The organism is Marinobacter confluentis (assembly GCF_004785685.1).
Lineage (GTDB): Bacteria > Pseudomonadota > Gammaproteobacteria > Pseudomonadales > Oleiphilaceae > Marinobacter > Marinobacter confluentis.
Genome location: NZ_SRPF01000003.1, coordinates 280,856 through 303,684, shown reverse-complemented (window position 1 = coordinate 303,684; position 22,829 = coordinate 280,856). Strand labels below are relative to the sequence as shown.

Genomic DNA, 22,829 nt, shown 5'->3' with positions numbered 1-22,829 from the left:
TGTGAGACAGGAGGACCCTTTCCTCCTGTACGACCCTGATGGCATCGAGGAGGCGAGTGACGTATGAACCAACCGATGGCAATCGATGAACTGGTGTCTGTAGCACAGGCCGAAGCCATGGGGGAGCTCGACGCCCCGATGATGGCAATCGTACTGTCCAGTGAGCAAAGCTACGATCTGCCCATTAACTCTCTTGAGACCGATGCCGATAAAGCCCGCTGGGGATTGATCCTTCGCGCGGCCCGCGAGCACGTGGAAGCCGACGCGGTCGCCGTGCTCTACCCGGCCTGGACCACCATCCGCAACAAAAAACCGGCAGCAACCGCCGTGGAGATCGATGAACCGGATCTCGTAAAAGCCGAAGAATCCGAGTCTGACTTTGATGATAGTGGCCGGGGCGAAGACCCTGGCGAGCCCATAGATACGCTGTTTGTGCAGCTTCACACCCGTGACCGGATTTACTGGCGCGGTTTCGAGCAGATCCGTGATCCCAAGCACCAGCGGATCATCGGCTTCCGCCGCATCAAGGCGCTGTCGACGGAATACGGGCGGGAAGATGCACCTTCAGTCACCTCCTGGCTGAACACGCTGTTCGAGCCTCTGCCCGATGAGGGTGAGGAAACCGAGGTGGATAGAGAACTGGCCGACATGCTGGAGGAACCAGAAGTCAGCGCAGCCCTGTACCCGCGCCAGATGCGGGCTCTTCACTAACCAGGTCTCAGATAGCTATGGCGCGCTCAGCCACCCAGTACAGGCTGAGTGCGCCGGTACCTAGCAGCATAACCGGTACTACAAAACGGCCGTAGTGACCGGCTTTACCCCACCCGTAAAGCACCGGAAACACGAGAAGCAGCAGAGCAATCTGCCCGGCTTCCACACCGATGTTGAAACCTGCCAAGGCCAGGACCGTCTGCTCCAGTCCACTGGTCAAATCCCCCAGCACACTGGCGAAGCCAAAGCCGTGAATCAGTCCGAAGCCAAAGGCCAGCTTCCAGGTTTTCTCGCCAAGTACCGGCCAGGCCACGTTCAGTGCCGCCAGGGCAATCGACAGGGCAATGACGGTCTCGACCCAGGCAATGGGAAGGCGAACAACATCCATTGCTGCCAGAGCAAGGGTGATTGAATGAGCTACTGTGAAGGCCGTGACAATGCCCGCAAGCTGCCAGATGCGTTGTTTCAGGCTGCGCTGCTCTTTGCCATTGCGCTGTCCCAGCGTCGCGGGAAGCATCAGCACCAGCAGGAACAACAGATGGTCCAGGCCGATCAGCAGGTGGAACACCCCCTCGTAGACGAAGGTTCCGAACAGAGACAGTGCCGAAGCCTGGCTTTCAGCGGTCAGTGTCACGGACTGCCGGTCCGGCGACAATACGGCCAGTGACTCGTTATCGCCGTTGGTGATGCTCACCAGTCCCCGGTGCAATGGGTCCTGCCCGAACAGCAGTTGATAATTCAGGGTGTCGGCGGGTTCACCATCGGCGCATTGCACCTGATAGCGGGCCGCAGCGTAAGGACCGTCGCTGTGGCTGGATAGGCCCCAGGTCTGCCCTTCAAGCCGGCATTCGCCGGATGAATTGGCAAGTTGGATTCCAGCTTCTGCCCAGCGTGTAATGGAATCTCTGCCAGCTCGCAGCTCTGCGCCGGTCAATTTTCGGTCCGCGTTCATGTCCAGCGGCAGCACCAGGGCCAGATCCCTCAGGGCAACATCAAACCGCAGTTCTGATTGGTCCTGGTCAAGGTAGAGAAAACTGTCACTGGCCTTGTGGGCGGCGGCCAGGGGTGACACCAGCATCAGAAAGATCAGGGTCGCGATACCGCCACTCAGTTGTAGTCGGTTCATGGGTTGATCTCCGGGTAACGCGCATCCTGCTGGCCGTTTTGCGACAGCCATGTTTTAACGCTGGCGATCTGGTCTGTATTGCCAGTCGAGATGGCGGCCCGAAGCAGTAAGCGGGTGTCTGAGGGTTCACGCTGGTCTGCCCAGTTTTCCTGAGCATTTTCCAGGGCGCTTTCGGGTTTATCCGCTAGGTCGAGCTGGAAACGGGCGAAATCCCGTTTGTGAAGCAGGTTGCCGCGCCATTGCGCTTCCGCGAATCGTTGCGTCAGAGTTGCTTTCAAAGCGCCTGCATCCGGATGTCCGGCCTGTTCCAGGGCGATGGCTCTGATAACGGCCAGTGAATCGACAGTCTCATAGCCCTCGGTGACGGACAGAACCTGATTCACCTCACCCCGGGCAAGGTACCAGTCAGCTAGCTGTGCTCGGGTATAAAGGTCATCCGGGTCGGCACTCAGAAGCGCCAGCCAATAAGTCTTGGCGGCGGGGTTGTCCAGCTGGGCGGCCAGATCGCCAAGAGTTCCAAGGGCCCATATTCGGGCCGTTTCAGTCGCGTTGCCGGCGTTGGCAAACTGCTGTTTCAGCTGTTGATAGGCGGCTACCGGCTGGCCGGTGCGGGCCTGCGCCTGGGCCTGGCAACTGGCCGCGATCAGGCCAGGTAAGCGCTGTGTCAATTCGTTGCAATGTTCTGCGGCGGCGTCATAGCGGCCCTGAACTAGCTCGATGTTGGCTAGCATCAGTCGTGCCTGAATGGCCTGTTGTGGGTCGGTGTTGCTGCCGATGAGGTCGGTAAGCCCGTTCCGCGCCTGTTCAAAGCGGTGATTGCTCTGGTCGATGGTGGCTTTCAATACTCGAAGGCGGTCGGTCATTTGGCCGTTCCACTGTTGCAGCAAACCTTCGGCATAACCGGTAAAGCGGGGATCGCCTGTGCTTCGCGCCTGCTGGATCTGAGCCTGAATCAGATCAGCCAGTCGGTTCGGATCGGCCGGGGGTGTTGTGGTAGTTAGGGCGGGTTCTGGCAATGTGACCAGAATATCCTGATCGTCAAATTGCGTATTGATGGGCGCTGGAGCTGCCGTGGCGGAACCACAAAACAGAGTCAGCAGAAGTGGTGCACCCAGCGAAAAAAGCCCGCCCCGAAGGGCGGGAAACTGCCAGCCCGACACCCGCAGTTTGCGGGGCCGGACGGAGGTTTCACTGGATGAACAGCTCATCAAAGGCCTGCTCATTAGTCTGTTCATTGAAGCTGAACTCCAATTCGTTGATGTTGACCGGTTCACGGGTGTCGTCCGTGTTCTGGATTTCGTTTGTCACGAAGGTCGAGAACTCCACCGTCGGGTCCGGTCGGTCATTACTACTACTGCTGCTGGAGCTATCAAAACAGCCCGTCATCAGCCCCGTGACCATCAGTGGTATTGCCACTTTCAGAAATCGTTTCATGCCAACCTCCTCTTAATTTACTGCGCCCGGAATCGGCGTAATCAGGTAGGGGAAGGACTCGTACTCGTCGGACAGCGTCGCCGGGTCGGCGGCCAACTGTACGCCATCAGTAAACGGCGTATTCTGATTTGGTGCGCCATCTACCAGGGCGCCCATCGCCACACGAAGCGCCACATCGACTACGTCGTCGTACGGGCGACGACCATTCGGGAAGCCAGCCGAATCACCGGCTACGAAGCCCAGGTCGTTCTGAGCATCGAGGGCAGTCGGTGCCACCGCTGTATTCAGGCGCAGCATTTCCGACGCTTGAACGCCCACCGGGCTATTGGCCGGAACGCCGGTCAGGAACGCAGCGACCAGATCGGTCCGTGGGAAGTTGTTTGGCGCTTCGGCGCCAGCGGCACTGAAGAGAATTTCGATCAGTTCCGGCAGGGTCGGATGGGTCACGTAGGTTGCGAACTGGCCATCATCTTTTGGCTCACTGGCGTTGAACAGGTCCTTGTCTTTCAGGCCGATGACCACTTCGTTGACCAGCGGCATGCCCAGACGTGAAACCTGGGTATAGGCGCCGCCTTCAACCGTTGCGCCCTTGCCGTTGGCTTGCGGCGCCGGATTCAGAACGCGTGCCTGGCGGACACTGGCCGTGGTCCAGCCGCCCACGATAGGCTGGTCGTCTGCGTTAACCGCGGTTCCGGTCAGGCAGTCTGTCGGTACTTCAAGGGCGAATGACGTGACGTTTTTATCGGCCAGGTCGTTGGTTTCGACGTTGCGATCCCCGAGTGGATTATTGACGTTCACCAGGTCGAAGATCTCGCCCAGGTTGACGGCAAACGCTTCTTTGCGCTGTCCAACAAACACCCTGCCGTTGGTGCCGCATCCGGGAATGGCCATCTCGAAGACGTGCTGATCAGCATAGGCGGCATAATCAGCGAAGGATTTCTCGCCAATGTTGTCCAAGGGTTTGTCGAAGGTGCCCATGCCTGTATCAACGTTGGTAACGGTTTCAACAGTTCCGGTGCGACGGTCACCGCGAATGACCTCAACCGTATACGACTGGCTCAGCTGCACGTTGCCAGGCGCGGTGGCGTCACCGATGTTTTTCAGTGGTACAGACACCATCTGCTCGTTGCCTGCATCGCCGACCGGGATCTGGATATCATTAAGCGTGTCAGTGAACCGGAAACGGAACGTCAGGTCTTCCTGAGCGTTGCCGGAATTGTCGATATGGATTTCATAAATAGCGTCTTCATCCAGATCAAAATAGTTGGGCCCGCCATACGCATCCTGCAACGGCAGGTAATTCGCAATCAGCGTGACGAAGTCCGCGCGGCCGGTTTCATAGCTGCGGAACATGTAGAAGTCGGTGCCGTCTACTTTCGGCATTTCGGTAATGAACGGCGCTTCCCGGTGGCTTGAAGCCTGGCTCAGGCCGGCGGTGACGCACAGTCCGGCGACAGCAACCGCAAGGCCGGAGCGTTTCAGCAGTGTATTCATGGCAAAGTCCTTCTGTTGAGTTGGTCATGCATGGCATGCAATGGAAGGAACGTATCGGTGAACAGAAAAGTTGCAGTCGCCGAAAAAATTGTTCATGTCGCTGCCAGCCTGCAACTTTTGCCGCCGGGGATCCGTAACTGGGGATGCAACTCGATAAACTGCAGATTGGATCCGGATTTATGGCCATTGAAACCAGTCAGGATGAACTTTTGGCACTGCTGCTCGCAGTGGCCCGTAAAGACCGACAGGCGTTCCAGCGCCTCTATGAGCAGATTTCAGGTCGGATGTTCGGCCTTTGCCTGAAACTGGCAAAGCAGCAGGACCTGGCAGAGGAAGCGGTGCAGGATGCCTTTGTGCAGATCTGGCACCACGCGTCCGAGTATCACAACGACAGGGGCGCGCCCCTGAGCTGGATGATGACCATCGCCCGCTACCGCACGCTGGATCTGATGAGATCCCGCAAGGCCAGAGCCACGGACGGCGACGGGCCACTGGACCGGGTGGAGGATCACCGCGAAGGGCCGCTGGACCGGTCACTGCGTTCTGCAGGGGAACAGGCTCTGACCGGTTGCATCGAAGAGCTGTCCGACGTTCAGCGCGACAGCATTCTGCTCTCTTACTATCGGGGAATGACCCATGACGAACTGGCGGTTGCCCTCAGCTCCCCCGTGGGCACGGTCAAAAGCTGGGTCCGCCGCGGCCTGATGGCGTTAAAAAGGTGCCTGGAACGATGAAAAAGACGCCTGAGAGAATCGAGTTACTGGCCGCAGAGTATGTGCTGGGTTCCCTGAAGGGCCAGGCCAGACGGCGGTTTGAACGCTGGATGATGGAATCCGCCCGCGTACGGGAAGAGGTCTGGTACTGGGAAGAAAAACTGGGGCATCTTGGGTCACAGGCGGAAGACAGACCACCGCCTGTTTCGGTCTGGCGTGGAATAGAGGCCCGTCTATGGCCAGCGAAGGCAGCCAATGACAGTGCAGGTCGCTGGTTATGGCCAGGCTGGAGCCTGGTTGCCACGGCGGCGGCACTGGTGATGGCGGTTGTTCTGGTGCAGCAACCCCAGCCACAACTTGGTGAGCGCCTGTCCGGCGCCATTGTGCAGGCCGATCTGGCTGATCCGCTCTGGCTGGTCAGCGGCTCGGATGCGGCCCGGGGCCTGAAATTGCGACCGGTGGCCGCCACAGCGGCCCAGACCGGAAAAGACTATGAACTCTGGATTGTGCCGCAGGATGGCAACCCGGTTTCTCTGGGTGTAATCCCAGAGGGCAACACCTACCAGGTCACTCTGGATGACGAGACCCGGGCGCTACTCGACCGCAGCCGGACCCTGGCGATCAGTCTTGAACCCGTGGGAGGTTCGCCCACGGGCGCGCCTACCGGGCCGATTCTCCACGTTGCCAAACTGTATGAGTTGTAAACCCGGCTGACCTTCCCTGTGCGCGGCCGCTCAGTGCTCCGCCATCAGGGTCAGGCACAGCTGGGCGTTCTGGACAAAATGAGCGAAAGCCATGAGTTGCTCCTTTGACGGAACATAGTCAGCCGCCGCATTATCCGCATAGAACAAACCAATCAGCCGGCCTTTGGCCTTGATCGGCGCGACCAGTGCCGGTACACGACCGAGCCAGCGATCGTAGGGAACCGGCTCGGTTTTCTGTTTGGGCTGATAGATGTAATGGCTGGCCTGGGGCAGCAGCGCCCCCAATTCACCAGTGCCGTCCCGGCGAATGGAAAAATTCTCCTTCCAGGCGTCCGTACCCTTACCGCCCAGTTTGCGGGGAATCAGTTCGTTACCGCTGCGGTCACTCATTAACAGGGCGACCCGCTGCATGCCCACCGCGCGATGAATGCCTTCAATCACCAGCTGACACACCTCGTTGATGTCGGGCTTTTCCGACAGAGTCTGGGTCAGGTCCCGCAGAATCTGCAATTGCAGGATCGGGTCCACTTCCGGCGCCTGATGAGCCGCAGCGTCGTCCGTCTGACTGCCAGGCATCAGGGCAGTAACCTGCGGAATACCCAGGGATACCGCTACTCTGGCCGCTTCCCCGGCGTTTACTTTCACCCGGTCGCGGACGATTGCCGGCGCTTCTCCGATATCCGCCCCCAATGCCTCCAGTGCCTTGTCCATTTCCGCGCCACGCCAGCCCTGCTCGGAGAGTTTCGCCATTTCCACCGAGTGACGCACCAGGCTGGCGGCTTTGGTGTTGGCTTTTCCCGCAGAGACGACTTCCTTGATAAACGGTCCCAGCGACCAGGCCTCGACCAGCCCACGGGTGATGTCTGTGAAGGTGGTGTGAAGCACACTTTTTTGGGCTTCTACCGGCGGCTGGTCCAGTTTTAGCGCCTGCTCAAGCTCAATGGCCTGCTCGGTGTCGCAGGACCAGAAGGCCAGTTCGCCGATGTTCATCAGCAGGGCGCCGATAAAGACCTCTTCCAGCGCCTGCTCATTGCGTTTTGGCAACAGGCATCGGGCCTGAACGGCCGCATGAATGGCCCGGGCCAGGCATCGCAGTAGGTGGGGTCGGTCATTGCGCTTAAGCAGGGAATCCACGATCAGTGATGAAATCGCCATGGACTTGACCGCGTCGAACCCAATCAGCGTAATCGCACGGCTGACGGTGCTTACCTGGGTGCGTGTCTGATTGTAGAAGACGGTGTTGGACAACCTGAGTACCTGGGAGGTGAGCTGGGCATCGTTCAGGATTACATTCGCCAGTTCGTTCACGGTGCTGTTGCTGCTGTCGGTCAGTTCATCAATCCGCCTCAGTGTGTTGGCGAGAACCGGCAGTTCGACCTTGCTGAGATAGGTTACCCACGCCTCAGTGGAGTTCATTCTTTGTGTTGCTGGGCCAGAGGTTTTATTCAAAGTTGCGTCCATCCTGAATCGGAAGTGAAAGCGGCGTAAACAAAAAACGTCTTTGAGAGTTTAGTTCACCTGGCAAGCGGGTGGGAGTTTCATCGTTGCATACGGGGATTTACCGAGGCCGCAAACTCGGGTTTGCCCCCTGATTGGGCTATAATCGACGGCTTTTTCTATGCACTCTCAGGGCATTGGCAGGATTCATCCGTGATTGTTTTTGACCAGGTTCAGAAATCCTATCAGGTAAAAGGGCAGGCGATTCCCGCGCTGCAACCCACCAGCATGACCATCGAGACCGGTGAAATTTTCGGGATCGTCGGGCACTCGGGTGCCGGAAAGTCGACCCTGGTAAGGCTGATCAATCTGCTGGAGCCACCTACCTCTGGTCGCATCCTGATCGACGATGAAAACATCACCGACTACAGCCCGGCAGAGCTTCGGGCCTTTCGCCGCAAGGTCGGTATGATCTTCCAGCACTTCAACCTGCTGTCGTCAAAAACCGTCGCCGATAACATCGCGTTTCCCATGAAGCTGGCAGGTATCTACTCCCAACAGGAAATCCGCGATCGGGTGGACGAACTGCTCAAGCGCGTCAGCCTGGCAGACCAGGCCAGCAAATACCCTTCCCAGCTTTCAGGGGGTCAGAAGCAGCGCGTTGGCATCGCCCGCGCCCTGGCCTGCCGCCCCACCATCCTGCTGTGTGACGAAGCCACCAGCGCCCTGGACCCGCAGACCACCCAGTCGGTGCTGCGACTGCTGGCGGACATCAACAAAGAGCTGGGCCTGACGATCGTGCTGATTACTCACGAGATGGACGTGGTACGCCGGGTCTGCGACCGGGTCGCGGTGATGGACGCCGGTGAAGTGGTTGAAATGGGTAAGGTCAGTGACGTCTTCCTGCACCCGAAACACCCCACCACCCGGGATTTTGTATTCGAGAGCGAGCACATCGACCACGAAGACATGCAGCGGGACCTGGCAAAGGCCAAAGGCCGCATTCTCCGGCTCACCTTCCGGGGCGAATCCACCTACACACCCCTGCTGGGCAGCGTGGCCCGGGAATCCGGCGTGGATTTCAGTATCCTGTCCGGGCGTATTGACCACATCAAGGACACCCCCTACGGCCAGTTGACCCTGTCGCTGGTAGGCGGTGACCTGGACCTGGCCATGAACGCCCTGAAAGCGGCCGACGTTCACGTGGAGGTTCTGCGCTGATGGAAGCTTTAATGGAAGGCCTGATGGGCAACGTCGACTGGGCCGAAATCGGCTGGGCAAGCTGGGACACCCTGATCATGGTGGGTATGTCCCTGCTGTTCAGCGTACTGATCGGCCTGCCTGTGGGCGTGCTGCTGTTCCTGTTCGGCAAACGCCAGTTGCTGGAGCAGCCAGTGGCCTATGCGGTGCTGTCGTTTGTGGTTAACGTGTTGCGGTCGGTGCCGTTCATCATCCTGCTGATCGTGATGATTCCGTTCACGGTGATGCTGATAGGCACGTCGCTTGGCGTTGCCGGTGCGATTCCGCCGCTGGTTGCAGGTGGTGCGCCCTTCTTTGCCCGTCTGGTGGAAACTTCATTGCGTGAGGTGGATCGCGGAATCATTGAAGCAACCCAGGCGATGGGTGCAAATGTTCGACAGATTGTGTTCGGTGCGCTGTTGCCCGAGGCTCTGCCAGGCCTTATCGCGGGCATCACGGTTACCGCGATCACCCTGGTTTCCTACGCAGCCATGTCCGGCGTTATTGGCGGGGGCGGTCTTGGCGACCTGGCAATCCGATTCGGTTATCAACGATTCCAGACCGATGTAATGGTCATCACCGTGGCGTTACTGGTGATTTTTGTTCAGATTCTGCAGATGGTCGGCGATCGTCTCGTTCTGTATTTCAGCCGCAAATAAGCAAAGCCAGATATAGGCACGCGGCTGGAACCACCTCCTGAAAACGTAAAGCGCCATGGATGGCGCGACCGAGCCCTACAGGGACGTATTCACGGGCGTTTTTCAGGAGGTGGTTCCAGCCGGGGGCCGTATCGAAATGTTGACTTCATTGGAAGCAATCTCTCAAAGGAGACAGGTTTATGAATATTAAGAAGACATTTACAGCGCTGGTTGCTGCGACAACCTTTTCAGGTGCCCTAGCCGCGGAAGAGCTTTCAGTGGCTGCTACACCGGTTCCCCACGCTGAAATTCTGGAACATGTAAAACCAATGCTGGCCGAACAGGGTGTTGAACTGGATGTAAAAGTCTTCACTGATTATGTTCAGCCGAATATCCAGGTGGATCAGGAACGCATGGATGCCAACTTCTTCCAGCACCAGCCGTACCTCGACGAGTTCAACGATGGCCGTGGTACCGATCTGGTAACCGTAACCGGCGTTCACGTTGAGCCGTTTGGTGCCTATTCCAACAAGATCGATTCACTGGAAGATCTGAAAGAGGGCGCCGTAGTGGCGATCCCGAACGACCCCACCAACGGTGGCCGGGCGCTGCTGCTTCTGCAGAAAGCAGGTCTGATTACCCTGGAAGACGACAGCAAAATCACCGCAACACCCCGTGATATTGCCGACAACCCCAGGAACCTGGATTTCAAGGAACTGGAAGCCGCAACCCTGCCACGGATTCTGAACCAGGTGGATATGGCGCTGATCAATACCAACTATGCGCTGGAAGCCGGCCTTAACCCGACTGAAGATGCGCTGGTCATCGAAGGGTCAGATTCACCGTACGTGAATATTCTCGTGGCTCGTCCGGACAACAAGGACAGCGATGCCATGAAGAAGCTGGCAGAAGCGCTGAATTCCGAGAGCGTCAGAAAGTTCATTCTGAACAGCTATGAAGGTGCAGTTGTTCCGGCTTTCTGAGGAGAGGAAAGGTTATTCAGGACGTAAAAAAACCGGGCCAACGGCCCGGTTTCCTGTTTTCGGCTATCCCGATTATTCACCGCCCCAATTCGTGGACGGGTCGGGTGTCATCCGCAGGTAGGGGCGAACGGCGTTGTAGCCCCGTGGGAAGCGCTTCTTGATCTCGTCCTCATCCTGCAGTGAGGGCACGATGACAACATCCTGGCCCTTCTCCCAGTTGCCCGGGGTGGCGACTTTGTGGTCGTCGGTCATCTGTAGCGAGTCGACAACGCGCAGCACCTCGTTGAAGTTACGGCCGGTGCTTGCGGGATAGGTGATCATCAGGCGAATCTTCTTGTTCGGGTCGATCACAAACAGTGACCGCACCGTCAGGCTGTTTTCTGCACTGGGCGGGATCATATCGTAAAGCTCAGACACAGAACGGTCTTCGTCGGCGATGATCGGGAAATTAACGCTGCAGCCCTGGGTTTCGTTGATGTCGTTGATCCACTGTTTATGGGATTCAACCTTATCAACGCTCAAAGCGATGGCTTTGACGTTTCTTTTCGCAAACTCGTCTTTGAGCTTGGCGGTCAGGCCCAACTCAGTGGTGCACACTGGGGTGAAATCCGCCGGGTGAGAGAACAGAATGCCCCAGCTATCGCCCAGCCATTCGTGGAATTTGATGGTGCCCTCGCTGGACGCCTGCTCGAAATCCGGTGCGGTGTCTCCAAGATGTAAACCCATGATGTTTCCTCCTTTTGCTTGAACCAAGCCTGGATGGCAGAAATACCGGCTGATCACATCCGATGGCCGGCAAGTTTATTCTATACGACTATTCATGGTGCCGGATGCATGAAAACCAAGGGGTCTGTTCTGAAGGCAGGTCAGTGCGTCTGATGTAAAAGCTCCAGAGGTGGGTTAACCTGTTTCCAGAGTTTCAAGGAGATACCGTTGATGAGCGAAACCATGGTCAGGCCATTAGAACCCGGACCCTCAGCTTCCCAGGCCGCTTCGGCCGAGCCGCAGACGTTCTACGTGAACGTTGGCGATCTGCGGTTCTGCGTGGAAACCCGAGGCGATCCGGCGGGTCAGCCGGTTGTGTTCATCATGGGCCTCGGTGCGCAGATGACCCTGTGGCCAGAGGCGCTGCTGGAGCAGTATGTGCAGGAGGGCTTCCGGGTCATCCGCTTTGATAATCGCGACATTGGCCTGTCCTCCCACCTGAAAGACCGATTGCAGGGTCACCCGGTGGCGGTGATGGCCAAGTCCCGTATGGGTATGAACATAGCGGCGCCCTACACCCTTCGCGACATGGCGGGCGATGTCTGTGGCGTGATGGATGCCCTGGGGTTGGCCAGCGCTCACCTGGTGGGTGTTTCCATGGGCGGCATGATCACCCAGCTGGTGGCGGCCACCTGGCCGGAGCGGGTGCGTTCGGCAACGCTGATCATGACCTCCACCAACAGCCCGCGCCTGCCGATGCCGAAACCGTCGCTGGTGGTGCGGCTCGCGGGCATCGGCAAGAAGGGCAGTGACGAGGAAACGGTGGTTGAACGGTCCATGGAGTTCTGGAAACTGATCCAGAGCCCGGGGTTTCCGTCCCGTGAAGAGGAGCTGCGCGAACGCATTACCTTCAATTACCGCCGTAGCTATCACCCGGCGGGGATTCTGCGCCAGACCCGGGCGATTCTGGCTACCGGCAGCCTGTCTTCCACCACCCGTCTTATTCGCCAGCCGGTGGCCGTGATCCACGGCAAGGCCGACCCACTGGTGCGCCCGGCCGCGGCAAAACAGCTTGGTTATCTTCTGCCCCATGCCCGGGTCGAGCTGATGGATGGCATGGGCCACGACCTGCCAGAGCCGCTGCTGGCGCGTTTTGCCGAAATCAGTTTCGAGACAATCCAGCGCGCAAACTGAGTTGTATTTCCAGTTTCCAGCCCTATTGCCTATGGTTAGGGTGTGCAGTCACAGAATGTCATTGTTAGTGGAGGGAGTCTGCCCATGGAATCATTGAAAGCGTCTGATGTGATGTCGAACCACATTGAACCAGTCCGTTGTGGAACACCGCTGACCAAAGTGGTCAAAACGTTGCTTCACAACCACATCACCGGCCTGCCGGTCGTGGACGAACATCGTAAAGTGATCGGTTTTATCTCCGAGCAGGACTGCATTCACGCCCTGCTGGTGAGCAATTACCACGGCGAGGGCGACCCCAAGGTAGACGATGTAATGTTCCGTAATCCGGTGACCATTTCCGCTGAGATGTCCGTGGTAGACCTGGCCCAGAACCTCGGCGCTGGCAAACCCAAGGTTTATCCGGTCACTGACCACGGCAAGCTGATTGGCATTGTTACCCGTACTGCTATTCTTGCAGAGCTGGCGAAAGTCGGATTCGGCCTTGAAGTGTCCAAAACGGCCTGATTGCTTTCCCGGCACGATCCCAATACATGCCAAACACATGAGGTTCTCATGGAACTGCTTTCGACAAATGTCTGTTTCAACGGCGAGCATCGGCGGTACCGGCACCATTCCGCAGCGCTGGACTGTGAAATGGAATTTGCCGTGTTTCTTCCACCTGCCGCCATTGGCAGTGAATCCCGCACTGTACCGGTGCTTTACTGGCTGTCTGGCCTGACCTGCACCGATCAGAACTTCATGCAGAAAGCTGGCGCTCTGAAGCGAGCGGCGGAACTGGGCCTGGCCATTGTCTGCCCGGACACCAGCCCCCGGGGCCTGGGTCTGCCCGGCGAAGACGACAGTTATGATTTCGGCAGCGGTGCCGGCTTTTACATCAATGCCACCCGCCAACCCTGGGCGCCTCATTACCGGATGTACGATTATGTGGTGAAGGAAATCCCGCAGTTGGTGGAATCCAACCTGCCGGTCACCGAAGAGCGCTCGATTAGCGGTCATTCCATGGGTGGCCACGGCGCGCTGATCGCGGCCCTGAAAAATCCTGGGCATTACCAGTCAGTATCAGCGTTCGCGCCCATTGCCCACCCTTCCGCCTGCCCCTGGGGCAAGAAAGCGTTTGAAGGCTATCTGGGCAGCGACACCGCGGCCTGGGAAGAGTGGGATACAACACTGCTGATTCCGGGGGCGAAAGAGCGTCTGCCGCTGCTGATTGATCAGGGAACGGCGGATAATTTCCTGGAGGAACAGCTGTATCCTGAAGCGCTGGCCGACGCCTGTGAAAAGGTGCATCACCCGATTCATCTGCACATGCGCCGGGGCTACGATCACAGCTATTTCTTCATTGCCTCGTTTATTGACGAACACCTGGACCACCACGCCAGGGCCCTTGGCCTGCTGCGCTAGCGGAAGCCCCAGATCTGCCCGAAATCCATGGAAGGCATGATTTCGGGCATTTCCACGTCAACAATACTGAATTCTTCCCGGCTGCAGTCCCGCTCGAAGGTGCCGTTGTAACGGTTACCCCTGGGGCCGATGATGGCTTTCGCGAAAGGGCCCCGGGCGCGTTTGGGCCTGGCCACGATCACTGCAATTTCTTCGTTCTGAAGCCTTACGAGCGTGCCCGGCGGGTATTCGGTCAGCACTTTCAGCAGGGCTTTGGGGATGGCCGGCCGGAACACGCCGCTGTCTGCCAGGCTGGTGATCAGCTTGCGGGCTTCGGTCACTTTCATGCGTTGCCGGTAGGCGCGGCGGGTAATGCTGGCGACGTATCGTTCAGCCAGAGCCAGAATTTCAGCCTCGCCCCGGATTTCGGTGCCGCTGAGGCCGTGGGGGTACCCGTTGCCATTGGCCTGCTCGTGGTGCTGTTCGATGATTTTCATCAGCAGCGGGTTGGTAATGCCGGCTTCCTGCAATGCCTGGATGCTGCGCATCGGATGTTTGCGGATCACGGCCCGCTGATCGTCGGTCAGCACCTTGTTGGAGGCGTTCAGTTTGTCGGCCACCGGCACCAGGGCCAGGTTTGCGGTCAGTGCGGCACCCACCAGAACGGCGGTGCGCTTGTTGTCCAGGCCAAACTGCCGGGCGGTGAACTGGCACAGGATGGCGTAGAACAGGATCTGTTCGTGGATTGTGGGTTCAATGGAGTACAGGTGAATCAGCGCAATACTGGCTTCCGGTGATGCCTCGCACATCTGGTCAATCATTCGGCCCAGGCCAAGCAGGCGCTTCTGGGCATTCGGGTCCTGATCGGTCACCGCTTTCAGCGCTGATTCCAGAGTCTGAAGAAGTACTGGATAGTCAGCAAAGGGATTACGAACCCGGATATCTTCGGGTTCTTCCTCAGGCGGGCGCTCGATTTTGCGGGGTTGGAAACGCCCCCGCTCGAACAGCTGCTCAAGCTGGGCATCGTTCTGTATCACATAGCCCTGGCATAACAGAACGTTGCCGTCGGCATCATAAACGGTCCAGGGAAGGGGGCGGCCGATGGTGAGTGCGCCAGGCGCGATGCGAACGAGGTTTTCCACCAGAAAAGCTTCCTGCAGTTTCTTTTAATAATAGCCAAGTCTAACCGTTTAGCGGTTATTAACTCCACAAAACCCCGGTCAACCACTGTTAAATAACGCTATTTGACCATCGCCGAGTGGTAGAGAAATGCCTGCTGTATCTGTTCCCGGATCTGCTGGTTGTCGCAGAGTTTGGTCAGGAACTTACGGATGGCGCAGTGTTTGTTAAATTTCGTTGCTATCTCCTGCAAGCTTTCGCACTTGCGGTATGATGCGTAACAATAAGACTTTTGTCGGAGCGTGTTTTTCAGCAACGGTGCTGAAGGACCCGGTTTAGCCGCTCCCGGAACCGGTAAATGCTATGTTCTATCGCCTCAAGACCGATCTCAGGTTATCCATCATCACGCTATTGGGTGTCAGTGGTCTGGTGGGCATTACTCCCTTCGCCGTCATGCGCTTCCTGCAGGGCAACATGCTGGCCGGGGTGGTTGATCTGGCCATCATGCTGTCGATATTTTCCGGCATGGTTTACGCCTGGGTCACTGGCGATACGGCCCGTAGCGGGTTTTTCATGGCGGTGGTGTCGGCCAGCGGGGCAGTGGCAGTGGGCGCGGTTGTTGGTGAGCCCGGGCTCTTCTGGCTATACCCGGTGCTGGTGACCAGCTTCTTCCTCACGGAAGCCCGATACGCCATCTTCATCAATGTTGCAGCGGTGGTTGCGCTGATTGTGCACGGTGTTGCATTCAGTTCATCGGTTCAGATGTGGTCATTCGCCACCACGGCGGTGGTGGTCAGCTGCTGCGCTTATGCGTTTGCCCACCGTAATGAAAATCAGCGTGAACGGCTGGAACATCTGGCAACCGTGGACCCGCTGACGGGCGTCAAGAACCGCCGCTCCATGGACGAAGAGCTCACAGTGGCCACGTCTGTGTCCGCACGCAATGGCATTTCCCAGGGGCTGGTATTGCTGGATATCGACCACTTCAAAAAAGTGAACGATGACTACGGCCACAGCGTGGGCGATGAAGTCCTGAAAGAACTGGTGGCTCTGGTGCAGCAGAATATCCGCCGGTCAGACCAGATGTTCCGTTTCGGCGGCGAGGAGTTCGTGCTGTTGATGTCCGGGGTGGATGAGGTGGGCCTGCGCGCGGTAATGCATAACCTGCAACAGATCATTCGCCGCTTTCTGAAACACCCGGGCGGTTCAGTAACCGCGTCTTTTGGTGTTGCCGTGCTTAAAGCCGGTGAGACTCCGGAAGACTGGTTCGGCCGGGCTGACGTGGCCCTGTACCGGGCTAAGGAAACTGGCCGGGACCGCGTGGTCTATGCCGATGATATCGATGCCCCCGCTACGTCTGGCGCCCCGGCCTGAACAGGAACAGCCGCGTACCCAGAAGTATGCTGGCGGTTGCCAGTCCGCAGGTCAGGCCCACCCAGAAGCCCGGTGCGCCCATGGCAGGCAGCAGCCAGTCTCTGAACGTCAGTACCCAGCCTAGCGTTAACCCCACACCCCAGAATGAAAACAGCATGATAAACATCGGAATGCGGGTGTCCTTGTAGCCGCGCAAGGCGCTGATACAGGTTACCTGTATCACATCAGCAATCTGGAAAATGGCGGCAAACAGCAGCAGCCGGACGGTCACTTCCCGAACCGCCGGGTCACTGGTATATAGCGCCGCAATCTGCTCTGAAAAGACATAGAGCGCCACCGCGAAAACAAAGGCAACGGCCACGGCGAGAATCAGCGAGCTGAGCGCAATGAGCCGGGCGGTCTCCGGCGTCCGGGCGCCCAGCAGGAAACTCACCCGCAGAGTCAGCGCCATACCGATACTCAATGGCAGCATGAACAGCAGTGAAACCACGTTCAGCGCAATCTGGTGGCCGGCCACAATCACCGGGCCGAGGGGTGCCAGAAACAGGGCAATCACCGAGAACAGGCTGGCCTCCACGAAGATGGTGAAGCCGATGGGAATGCCCAGCCGGAGCACGTCCCGGATGCCGTCAAGATCGGGCTTGACCCAGTCTGCCAGCAAATGGAAGCGGCGATAGGCTTCGCTGCGATTGAGATAGAGAACCAGCGCAGTGACCGCCACCATGTTCGATATCGAGGTGGCCCAGCCGCAGCCAACGCCCCCCATCGCCGGCATGCCGAACTTGCCGTAGATGAAGATATAGTTCAGCGGCAGGTTGATCAGCGTACCCAGCACCGAAAACGCCATGATCACCCGGGTGTGGCCCAGGCCGTCAGTCAGGCCCCGCAGGGACATCATGACCAGCATGAACGGGATGCCCCAGGCGAAGGCGTCCAGGTAGCCCTGGGCGATGTTGGCCGTGGTGGTCTCCAGGCGCAGCAGGTTAAGCACCGGATAGACGTTGGTCAGCAGCAGAATCATGATCACTGATCCGCCGGCGGCAATGTACAGCCCCTGCCAGGTCGCAGGCATGATTTTTTCGAAGGTGCGGGCACCGTTGTAGCCGGAAATAATGGGCTGCAGGGCACCCAGCAGGCCCATGAAAAACAGGAAAACCGGCATCCACAGGCTGCTGCCGATACCGACCGCCGCCAGGTCCTCGGCGCTGGCATGGCCCGCCATCACCGTATCGATGACGCCGTTGGCCATCTGGGCCACCTGGGCAATCAGGATCGGGCCACCCAGAATGGCCAGGGTTCGCCATTCGGTCAGCGTACGCTGAATCAGCGGTGCGCGGACTTCGGGTAACGGCTGGTGGGTTTCATCCATAGTGCTGCTGGCCGGGCCAAAAATTGAAACGGAAAACGGATCAGGGACGCGGATGTTACCCTATTACCGCCCTGACGTGGCAATTGGCCTAAGGGTTTACCGGCCTGTTGGCTGGCATATGGCTTTCACTGCTGGCAGAATCGCGCCCCATTATTTTCGGAAGCAGGATCAGACAATGACCAACGCAAAATCGACACCGATTCGTCGTGGCCTATGGTCTTCCCGTATGGCTTTTATCCTCGCGGCAACCGGCTCTGCGGTGGGCCTGGGTAATATCTGGAAGTTTCCCTATGTCACCGGCGAGAATGGCGGCGGCGCTTTCGTGCTGGTGTATCTGTTGTGCATTGCCATCGTGGGCATTCCGATCATGATGGCCGAGGTGTTCATAGGCCGGAATGGCCGCCACAACCCCATTACCAGCCTGCGGGTAGTGGCCGAGCGTAACCTTGCCTCACCGCTTTGGCGGATTGCCGCGTCTGTGGGCGTGTTGGCTGCGTTTATTATCCTTTCTTTTTATTCGGTGATCGGTGGCTGGGCCGCGTCTTACGTTGGCCATGCTGCGGCCGGCGACTTTACCGGCCAGAGCGCCGGGGCGATCAACGAGCTGTTCAGTGGCCTGCTGGCCAGCCCGCTGACCCTGCTGTTCTGGCATACGGTGTTCATGGCGCTGGTCATTTTCGTGGTGGCCCGGGGCCTGAAATCAGGCCTGGAGCGGGCGGTCACGATCCTGATGCCGACGCTGCTGGTGCTGTTACTGGTGGCGGTTGGTTATGGCACGACCACAGGGTATTTCGGTGATGCGGTCGCTTTCCTGTTTACTCCGGATTTCAGCGCCCTGACGGTAGACGGTGTTCTGATTGCGCTGGGCCACGCCTTCTTTACCCTAAGCCTGGGTATGGCGGTCATGATGGCCTATGGCTCTTATCTGGGGGATAACATCTCCATTGGCCGCACGGCCGTGACGGTGTCCATTATGGATACGGTTGTCGCATTGATGGCCGGCCTGGCGATTTTCCCGCTGGTGTTTGCCAACGGGCTGGAAGCCAGCGCGGGCCCCGGGCTGATTTTTCAGACCCTGCCCCTGGCCTTTGGTCAGCTACCGATGGGCGGTCTGTTCAGTACCCTGTTCTTCCTGCTGTTGCTGTTTGCCGCCTGGACATCGGCTATTTCGGTGCTGGAACCGGTGGTGGAATGGCTGGAAGACAAGCTCTTCATTGGCCGAATGGGAAGCACCCTCGCGGTGGGCAGTGCCTGCTGGTTGCTGGGCATTGCGTCGATTCTGTCGTTCAACGAGTGGTCGGGTTACGCGCCCCTGGGCATGTTCGAGCGGTTTGAAGGCCAAACCATTTTCGATCTGCTCGATTTCTTCACCGCAAACGTGATGCTGCCTCTTTCCGGCCTGCTGACGGCCGTGTTTGTGGGCTGGTGTGTGGCGAAAAAATCCCTGCAGAACGAGCTTGCCCTTCAGGGTGGGAGTTTTGCCCTCTGGTACACACTGATTCGCTATGTGACACCGGTGGCCGTGGCGGTTGTTTTCATCTACAACCTGGCGGCGTGACGAAGGCCGGGAACTGGTCCCGGCCTTTTTCGGGGTCAGATCCGGAAACGCGCGATCTGGTTACTGAGTCCCTCGGCAAGCCTGGCCAGTTCTTCGCTGGCTGAAGAAACCTGTTCAGCCGAGGCCGCTGACTGGTCGCCCACGTCGCGGATCTGGGTAATGTTCTGGTTGATGTCTTCCGCCACTGACGTCTGCTGTTCCGCTGCGGTGGCGATCTGGCTGTTGTACTGGCGGATTTCTTCCACGGCTTCGGCCATTTCCTGAATGGCGGTGCCTGCGGTTTCCGCGCGCTCCAGTGTCTGTGCCGCCAGCTTGTTGCCGGTTTCCATGCTGGCTACCGAAGATTCAGCGCTGGACACCAGGTTACTGATCAGGGTTTCAATCTCAGTGGCAGAACTCTGAGTCCGTTGAGCCAGTGATCGAACTTCATCAGCGACCACGGCGAAGCCACGACCCTGTTCACCGGCCCGGGCCGCCTCAATAGCAGCATTCAGCGCCAGCAGGTTGGTTTGCTCGGCAACGGATTTGATGACGTCCAGAACCGTGCCGATGTTATTGGTTTCTGCCTGCAGGCCATTGAGTTGTTTGGTCACATTGGCGTTCTGCTTGTTCAGGTCTGCCACGAAGGTGAGGGTTTCCTTCACTGCCTTTTCGCCATGGCCGGATTTCTCGCTGGCGTGGTTGGCGGCCTGGAATGCGGCTTCGGCACTCTTGGCGACATCGTTGACCGTGGCCACCATCTCGTTCATGGCAGTGGCCACCTGATCAGTCTGGGACTGCTGCTCGGCCACGCCCTGGCTGGTCTGGTTGGTCACTGTGGACAATTCTTCCGAAGATGAGGCGATGCTGGAAGCGCCGGTATTGATCTCGCGAACCAGCTCTCCGAGGTTGGTGACCATGGTGGCAAAAGCTGACTGCAACTGGCCAAACTCATCACCCCGGTCCGTTTTCACTCGCACCGTCAGGTCGCCGGAAGCCACTTTATTGGCGATTTCCACGGTTTCGTTGACCGGGCCGGTGATGCTCCGGGTCAACAGCCAGGCAATGGCGATTGCAAGCAGAATCGCAACGGCAGTAATCGCCAACAGGGTTGTGATCGCATTGCCGTATTGCTGCTCCATCCGTTCAACCTGGATTCGGCGCAACTCGCTCGCAACCGAGCCGATCTCGACCGCCACTGCCTTGACGTCGCTCTCTATTCGGTCAAGCACTTTCGGGTCTCCGTCAATGCCTGCCTCAAGCTTGTCAAGGAGCGTTTTGAACTCGCCGATGCCCGAGATGATGGTATCGACCCGTTGATCGTCAGCCGGTACAACCAGAATATCTTTCAGGGGCAGCACAGTTGCGGCGGCTTTGTCGGCCAGGAGTTTGGCCTGCTCAATACTTTTCGGGTCTTTTCTTAACAGAAACGCGATCTCTTCGATACGGGCGCTGAGGAGATTGGTTTCTGCGCTACTCGTCGCGGCAACAATCACGGATCGCTCGTGGTAAAGGCTCAGGGTGCTTATTCCCACTGCAGCAATGACTGAGGCCAGAATCACCACGAAAGCGAAAGCCGCCGCGAGTTTTTTGCCAACTGAAATACTTTTTAGTGCGTTTGCCATGTTTTGTTCCCAATCCCGACGTCGCTGAAGGCTCTAGGTGGCGCTGAACTACTTCATGCGTCACATATGCCTTTTTAACGGCGCAGTACGAGAAACCTTTATGGCGAAGCAGTGAAAAAAATCAGTATTCGCCCTTGTCCTGTGTGGCAGAACGCAGTGCTTCCATGTGTGGCCGGACTGCCTGTTTGTCGGCCTCTGGCGCCTTGGCCGCCTGATCCATGGCCGACATGGCGCCACCCATCATTTGGCGCATCTGCTGTTTCTGGGCTTCGGTCATGTTGGGGTTGTTATTGATTTCCTCCATGGCCCTGGCCATTTCCTGGTTCATTTGGCCGGACTGCTGGCCCATTTCAATAGCCGTCCAGGCGCGGAAAATGCGGTCACCGGTTTCCCCCCAGTTTTCCGGGCTGTCAAAGCCATGTTCCCGGACCACGCTCTGAAGGTCGTCATACATGCCGTGGCCTCTCATCTTTTCAACCGCGGTTGAGAAGATGCTCGACATATTTTCCATGCCGATCTCGTCCTCGTCGCTGGCAAGGTCCTGGGGAAGATCTTCGTATCTCGATTCCATACCCTGAAGGTCATTCAGGCTGCTGATGAACGACTGGACTTTCTGTTCAGTCAGCGTTTCGGCCTGGGCTGGGTAGGTAAAAAGTGCAAACAGGAAGGTCAGTGCTAACAGAATGGGGTGTTGCCGGTTCATGAGAACGTCTCCTTGCGATTGGGGACTCCCGGATCCATAAAATGGGAGTCCCCTAAAGATAGTTCTCAGTCTGGCCCTCCGCAACAAGCGTGCGTCGCCGACTCGCAGGCTTTAGCTGAAGGCCTGCAGGCCGGTCTGGCCGCGCCCGAGAATCAGCGCATGTATATCGTGGGTGCCCTCGTAGGTGTTGACGGACTCCAGGTTCATTACATGGCGGATCACATGGTATTCGTCAGAGATCCCGTTGCCGCCGTGCATGTCCCGGGCGGTCCGGGCGATGTCCAGAGCCTTTCCGCAGTTGTTGCGCTTGAGCAGGGAGATGGCTTCCGGTGAGGCTTTTCCGGTATCCATCATCCGGCCCAATTGCAGGGTGCTCTGCAGGCCCAGGGTAATGTCCGTCTGCATGTCCACGAGTTTGCGCTGCACCAGCTGATTGGCCGCCAGGGGTTTGCCGAACTGTTTGCGATCCAGCGTGTATTGCCGGGCGGCATGCCAGCAGAACTCGGCCGCGCCAAGTGAGCCCCAGCAGATGCCGTAACGGGCCTTGTTCAGGCAGCTGAACGGGCCTTTCAGGCCTTCGACGTCCAGCCGGTTTTCCTCCGGTACGAAGACCTCGTCCATGAAAATAGAGCCGGTCTCGGAGGCCCGCAGCGAGAACTTGCCATCAATTCGCGGCGTGTCCAGGCCTTTCATGCCCCGTTCCAGCACAAACCCGGTGACGGTGCCGTTCAGTTTGCCCCAGACCACATACACATCCGCAATCGGTGCATTGGTGATCCAGGTTTTGGAGCCGCTGAGCCGGTAACCACCTTCGACGGCTTCCGCCCGGGTTTCCATATTGCCGGGGTCGGAGCCATGGTTGGGCTCGGTCAGTCCAAAACAGCCGACCAGCTCACCGGAGGCAAGTTTTGGCAGTAGCCGTTGCTTTAGCGGTTCACGGCCAAAGGCGTGGATCGGGTGAATGACCAGGGACGACTGAACGCTGAGCGCAGAGCGGTAGGCGGAATCCACCCGTTCGACTTCGCGGGCAATCAGGCCGTAGCAGACATGGCTGAGCCCCGGCCCGCCGTAGGTTTCCGGCAGGGTTGCGCCGAGCATGCCCAGGCTGCCCATGTCGTTGAAGATCTGCCGGTCAAAGGTTCCGTCCCGGTTGGCCTGCAGAATGCCCGGCATCAGACGTTTGTCACAGAAGGCGCGAATTGCGTCCCTGACCTGGCGCTCGTCTTCTGCAAGCTGGCCTTCGAAATCGAGCAGGTCGTTCCAGGGTGATTGGCTCATGTGGGCTCCGAATGTGCTGACAAATGGCGTCGTGATGGAATTGTGAACTTTCGGGGTTAGACTGAT

The 22,829-nt window shown here is 58.2% G+C and carries 22 protein-coding genes; 11 read left to right on the top strand and 11 right to left on the bottom strand.

Going from position 1 to position 22,829, the window contains the following annotated elements; translation table 11 throughout:
* Window positions 1-63: 63 nt before the first annotated feature.
* Complete coding sequence (locus E5Q11_RS11910; protein WP_135803648.1) at window positions 64-711, top strand: hypothetical protein; 648 nt, start codon at window positions 64-66, stop codon at window positions 709-711.
* A gap of 7 nt (window positions 712-718) precedes the next feature.
* Here the strand turns inward: E5Q11_RS11910 and E5Q11_RS11905 are convergent, their stop codons facing one another.
* From E5Q11_RS11905 to E5Q11_RS11890, 4 genes are read right to left on the bottom strand one after another with little or no spacing between them, the layout of a single operon-like run.
* Window positions 719-1,837, bottom strand: coding sequence for a HupE/UreJ family protein (locus tag E5Q11_RS11905; protein WP_135803647.1), 1,119 nt, complete (start codon window positions 1,835-1,837; stop codon window positions 719-721).
* Window positions 1,834-3,045 carry a tetratricopeptide repeat protein gene (locus E5Q11_RS11900; RefSeq protein ID WP_225315021.1) on the bottom strand — a complete coding sequence of 404 codons (1,212 nt, stop codon included), beginning with the start codon at window positions 3,043-3,045 and terminating at the stop codon, window positions 1,834-1,836. The genes E5Q11_RS11905 and E5Q11_RS11900 overlap by 4 nt, the downstream gene beginning before the upstream one ends.
* Complete coding sequence (locus E5Q11_RS11895; protein ID WP_135803646.1) at window positions 3,026-3,271, bottom strand: hypothetical protein; 246 nt, start codon at window positions 3,269-3,271, stop codon at window positions 3,026-3,028. Before E5Q11_RS11895 ends, E5Q11_RS11900 begins: the two co-directional genes overlap by 20 nt.
* Before the next feature lie 12 nt (window positions 3,272-3,283).
* Entirely contained in the window at window positions 3,284-4,765 is a 1,482-nt protein-coding gene (locus tag E5Q11_RS11890; protein WP_135803645.1) for a DUF4331 domain-containing protein, read from the bottom strand.
* 143 nt (window positions 4,766-4,908) lie between these two features.
* Between E5Q11_RS11890 and E5Q11_RS11885 the strand changes: the two genes are divergently transcribed.
* Together E5Q11_RS11885 and E5Q11_RS11880 are read left to right on the top strand one after the other, a co-directional pair.
* Window positions 4,909-5,499, top strand: a complete 591-nt coding sequence (locus tag E5Q11_RS11885; protein ID WP_225315020.1) for a sigma-70 family RNA polymerase sigma factor — start codon at window positions 4,909-4,911, stop codon at window positions 5,497-5,499.
* Window positions 5,496-6,182: an anti-sigma factor gene (locus E5Q11_RS11880; RefSeq protein ID WP_135803644.1), complete on the top strand. Its 687-nt coding sequence runs from the start codon at window positions 5,496-5,498 to the stop codon at window positions 6,180-6,182. The genes E5Q11_RS11885 and E5Q11_RS11880 overlap by 4 nt, the downstream gene beginning before the upstream one ends.
* 30 nt (window positions 6,183-6,212) lie before the next feature.
* Here E5Q11_RS11880 and E5Q11_RS11875 read toward each other — a convergent pair whose 3' ends face one another.
* The gene (locus tag E5Q11_RS11875) at window positions 6,213-7,598 is read right to left on the bottom strand and encodes an HDOD domain-containing protein (RefSeq protein ID WP_191964476.1); all 1,386 of its coding nucleotides are present in this window, start codon (window positions 7,596-7,598) and stop codon (window positions 6,213-6,215) included.
* A 234-nt stretch (window positions 7,599-7,832) separates the two neighbouring features.
* On the opposite strand from E5Q11_RS11875, the gene E5Q11_RS11870 reads away from it, so the two are divergent.
* The 3 genes from E5Q11_RS11870 to E5Q11_RS11860 all read left to right on the top strand — a co-directional run bounded on the left by E5Q11_RS11870 (window position 7,833) and on the right by E5Q11_RS11860 (window position 10,479).
* A complete protein-coding gene (locus tag E5Q11_RS11870) occupies window positions 7,833-8,840 on the top strand; it encodes a methionine ABC transporter ATP-binding protein (RefSeq protein WP_135803642.1) in 1,008 nt (335 codons plus the stop codon).
* Window positions 8,840-9,517: a methionine ABC transporter permease gene (locus E5Q11_RS11865; RefSeq protein ID WP_191964475.1), complete on the top strand. Its 678-nt coding sequence runs from the start codon at window positions 8,840-8,842 to the stop codon at window positions 9,515-9,517. Before E5Q11_RS11870 ends, E5Q11_RS11865 begins: the two co-directional genes overlap by 1 nt.
* A 179-nt stretch (window positions 9,518-9,696) precedes the next feature.
* Window positions 9,697-10,479 (top strand): MetQ/NlpA family ABC transporter substrate-binding protein, encoded by a 783-nt coding sequence (locus tag E5Q11_RS11860; RefSeq protein WP_135803641.1) that lies wholly within the window; start codon window positions 9,697-9,699, stop codon window positions 10,477-10,479.
* Between the two features lie 72 nt (window positions 10,480-10,551).
* Here the strand turns inward: E5Q11_RS11860 and E5Q11_RS11855 are convergent, their stop codons facing one another.
* Window positions 10,552-11,205, bottom strand: a complete 654-nt coding sequence (locus E5Q11_RS11855) for a peroxiredoxin (protein WP_135803640.1) — start codon at window positions 11,203-11,205, stop codon at window positions 10,552-10,554.
* 210 nt (window positions 11,206-11,415) lie between these two features.
* On the opposite strand from E5Q11_RS11855, the gene E5Q11_RS11850 reads away from it, so the two are divergent.
* The 3 genes from E5Q11_RS11850 to fghA all read left to right on the top strand — a co-directional run bounded on the left by E5Q11_RS11850 (window position 11,416) and on the right by fghA (window position 13,779).
* Entirely contained in the window at window positions 11,416-12,378 is a 963-nt protein-coding gene (locus E5Q11_RS11850) for an alpha/beta fold hydrolase (RefSeq protein ID WP_225315019.1), read from the top strand.
* Window positions 12,379-12,462: 84 nt separating this feature from the next.
* Window positions 12,463-12,882: a CBS domain-containing protein gene (locus tag E5Q11_RS11845; RefSeq protein WP_135803639.1), complete on the top strand. Its 420-nt coding sequence runs from the start codon at window positions 12,463-12,465 to the stop codon at window positions 12,880-12,882.
* A 48-nt stretch (window positions 12,883-12,930) separates the two neighbouring features.
* Complete coding sequence (fghA, locus tag E5Q11_RS11840) at window positions 12,931-13,779, top strand: S-formylglutathione hydrolase (RefSeq protein ID WP_135803638.1); 849 nt, start codon at window positions 12,931-12,933, stop codon at window positions 13,777-13,779.
* Here fghA and E5Q11_RS11835 read toward each other — a convergent pair.
* Window positions 13,776-14,900 (bottom strand): HD-GYP domain-containing protein, encoded by a 1,125-nt coding sequence (locus tag E5Q11_RS11835; RefSeq protein WP_135803637.1) that lies wholly within the window; start codon window positions 14,898-14,900, stop codon window positions 13,776-13,778. The genes fghA and E5Q11_RS11835 overlap by 4 nt on opposite strands.
* A 340-nt stretch (window positions 14,901-15,240) precedes the next feature.
* On the opposite strand from E5Q11_RS11835, the gene E5Q11_RS11830 reads away from it, so the two are divergent.
* Entirely contained in the window at window positions 15,241-16,251 is a 1,011-nt protein-coding gene (locus E5Q11_RS11830; RefSeq protein ID WP_135803636.1) for a GGDEF domain-containing protein, read from the top strand.
* On the opposite strand, the gene E5Q11_RS11825 is transcribed toward E5Q11_RS11830, so the two are convergent.
* Window positions 16,229-17,620: an MATE family efflux transporter gene (locus E5Q11_RS11825; protein WP_135803635.1), complete on the bottom strand. Its 1,392-nt coding sequence runs from the start codon at window positions 17,618-17,620 to the stop codon at window positions 16,229-16,231. The two genes, E5Q11_RS11830 and E5Q11_RS11825, sit on opposite strands and share 23 nt — an antisense overlap.
* Window positions 17,621-17,795: 175 nt before the next feature.
* On the opposite strand from E5Q11_RS11825, the gene E5Q11_RS11820 reads away from it, so the two are divergent.
* Window positions 17,796-19,178 carry a sodium-dependent transporter gene (locus tag E5Q11_RS11820; RefSeq protein ID WP_135803634.1) on the top strand — a complete coding sequence of 461 codons (1,383 nt, stop codon included), beginning with the start codon at window positions 17,796-17,798 and terminating at the stop codon, window positions 19,176-19,178.
* Window positions 19,179-19,213: 35 nt separating this feature from the next.
* Here the strand turns inward: E5Q11_RS11820 and E5Q11_RS11815 are convergent, their stop codons facing one another.
* From E5Q11_RS11815 to E5Q11_RS11805, 3 genes are all read right to left on the bottom strand, one after another.
* Window positions 19,214-20,782 carry a methyl-accepting chemotaxis protein gene (locus E5Q11_RS11815; RefSeq protein ID WP_135803633.1) on the bottom strand — a complete coding sequence of 523 codons (1,569 nt, stop codon included), beginning with the start codon at window positions 20,780-20,782 and terminating at the stop codon, window positions 19,214-19,216.
* A 121-nt stretch (window positions 20,783-20,903) separates the two neighbouring features.
* Window positions 20,904-21,485, bottom strand: a complete 582-nt coding sequence (locus E5Q11_RS11810; RefSeq protein ID WP_135803632.1) for a hypothetical protein — start codon at window positions 21,483-21,485, stop codon at window positions 20,904-20,906.
* Window positions 21,486-21,596: 111 nt separating this feature from the next.
* Entirely contained in the window at window positions 21,597-22,763 is a 1,167-nt protein-coding gene (locus E5Q11_RS11805; RefSeq protein WP_135803631.1) for an acyl-CoA dehydrogenase, read from the bottom strand.
* Window positions 22,764-22,829: the final 66 nt, after the last annotated feature.

Coding starts and splice junctions, on each gene's coding strand:
- E5Q11_RS11905 (WP_135803647.1), bottom strand. CDS start 1,837: ATGAACCGACTACAACTGAGTGGCGGTATCGCGACCCTGATCTTTCTG.
- E5Q11_RS11910 (WP_135803648.1), top strand. CDS start 64: ATGAACCAACCGATGGCAATCGATGAACTGGTGTCTGTAGCACAGGCC.
- E5Q11_RS11825 (WP_135803635.1), bottom strand. CDS start 17,620: ATGGATGAAACCCACCAGCCGTTACCCGAAGTCCGCGCACCGCTGATT.
- E5Q11_RS11815 (WP_135803633.1), bottom strand. CDS start 20,782: ATGGCAAACGCACTAAAAAGTATTTCAGTTGGCAAAAAACTCGCGGCG.
- fghA (WP_135803638.1), top strand. CDS start 12,931: ATGGAACTGCTTTCGACAAATGTCTGTTTCAACGGCGAGCATCGGCGG.
- E5Q11_RS11885 (WP_225315020.1), top strand. CDS start 4,909: ATGCAACTCGATAAACTGCAGATTGGATCCGGATTTATGGCCATTGAA.
- E5Q11_RS11895 (WP_135803646.1), bottom strand. CDS start 3,271: ATGAAACGATTTCTGAAAGTGGCAATACCACTGATGGTCACGGGGCTG.
- E5Q11_RS11890 (WP_135803645.1), bottom strand. CDS start 4,765: ATGAATACACTGCTGAAACGCTCCGGCCTTGCGGTTGCTGTCGCCGGA.
- E5Q11_RS11805 (WP_135803631.1), bottom strand. CDS start 22,763: ATGAGCCAATCACCCTGGAACGACCTGCTCGATTTCGAAGGCCAGCTT.
- E5Q11_RS11855 (WP_135803640.1), bottom strand. CDS start 11,205: ATGGGTTTACATCTTGGAGACACCGCACCGGATTTCGAGCAGGCGTCC.
- E5Q11_RS11880 (WP_135803644.1), top strand. CDS start 5,496: ATGAAAAAGACGCCTGAGAGAATCGAGTTACTGGCCGCAGAGTATGTG.
- E5Q11_RS11830 (WP_135803636.1), top strand. CDS start 15,241: ATGTTCTATCGCCTCAAGACCGATCTCAGGTTATCCATCATCACGCTA.
- E5Q11_RS11860 (WP_135803641.1), top strand. CDS start 9,697: ATGAATATTAAGAAGACATTTACAGCGCTGGTTGCTGCGACAACCTTT.
- E5Q11_RS11820 (WP_135803634.1), top strand. CDS start 17,796: ATGACCAACGCAAAATCGACACCGATTCGTCGTGGCCTATGGTCTTCC.
- E5Q11_RS11850 (WP_225315019.1), top strand. CDS start 11,416: ATGAGCGAAACCATGGTCAGGCCATTAGAACCCGGACCCTCAGCTTCC.
- E5Q11_RS11875 (WP_191964476.1), bottom strand. CDS start 7,598: ATGAACTCCACTGAGGCGTGGGTAACCTATCTCAGCAAGGTCGAACTG.
- E5Q11_RS11810 (WP_135803632.1), bottom strand. CDS start 21,485: ATGAACCGGCAACACCCCATTCTGTTAGCACTGACCTTCCTGTTTGCA.
- E5Q11_RS11900 (WP_225315021.1), bottom strand. CDS start 3,045: ATGAGCTGTTCATCCAGTGAAACCTCCGTCCGGCCCCGCAAACTGCGG.
- E5Q11_RS11865 (WP_191964475.1), top strand. CDS start 8,840: ATGGAAGCTTTAATGGAAGGCCTGATGGGCAACGTCGACTGGGCCGAA.
- E5Q11_RS11845 (WP_135803639.1), top strand. CDS start 12,463: ATGGAATCATTGAAAGCGTCTGATGTGATGTCGAACCACATTGAACCA.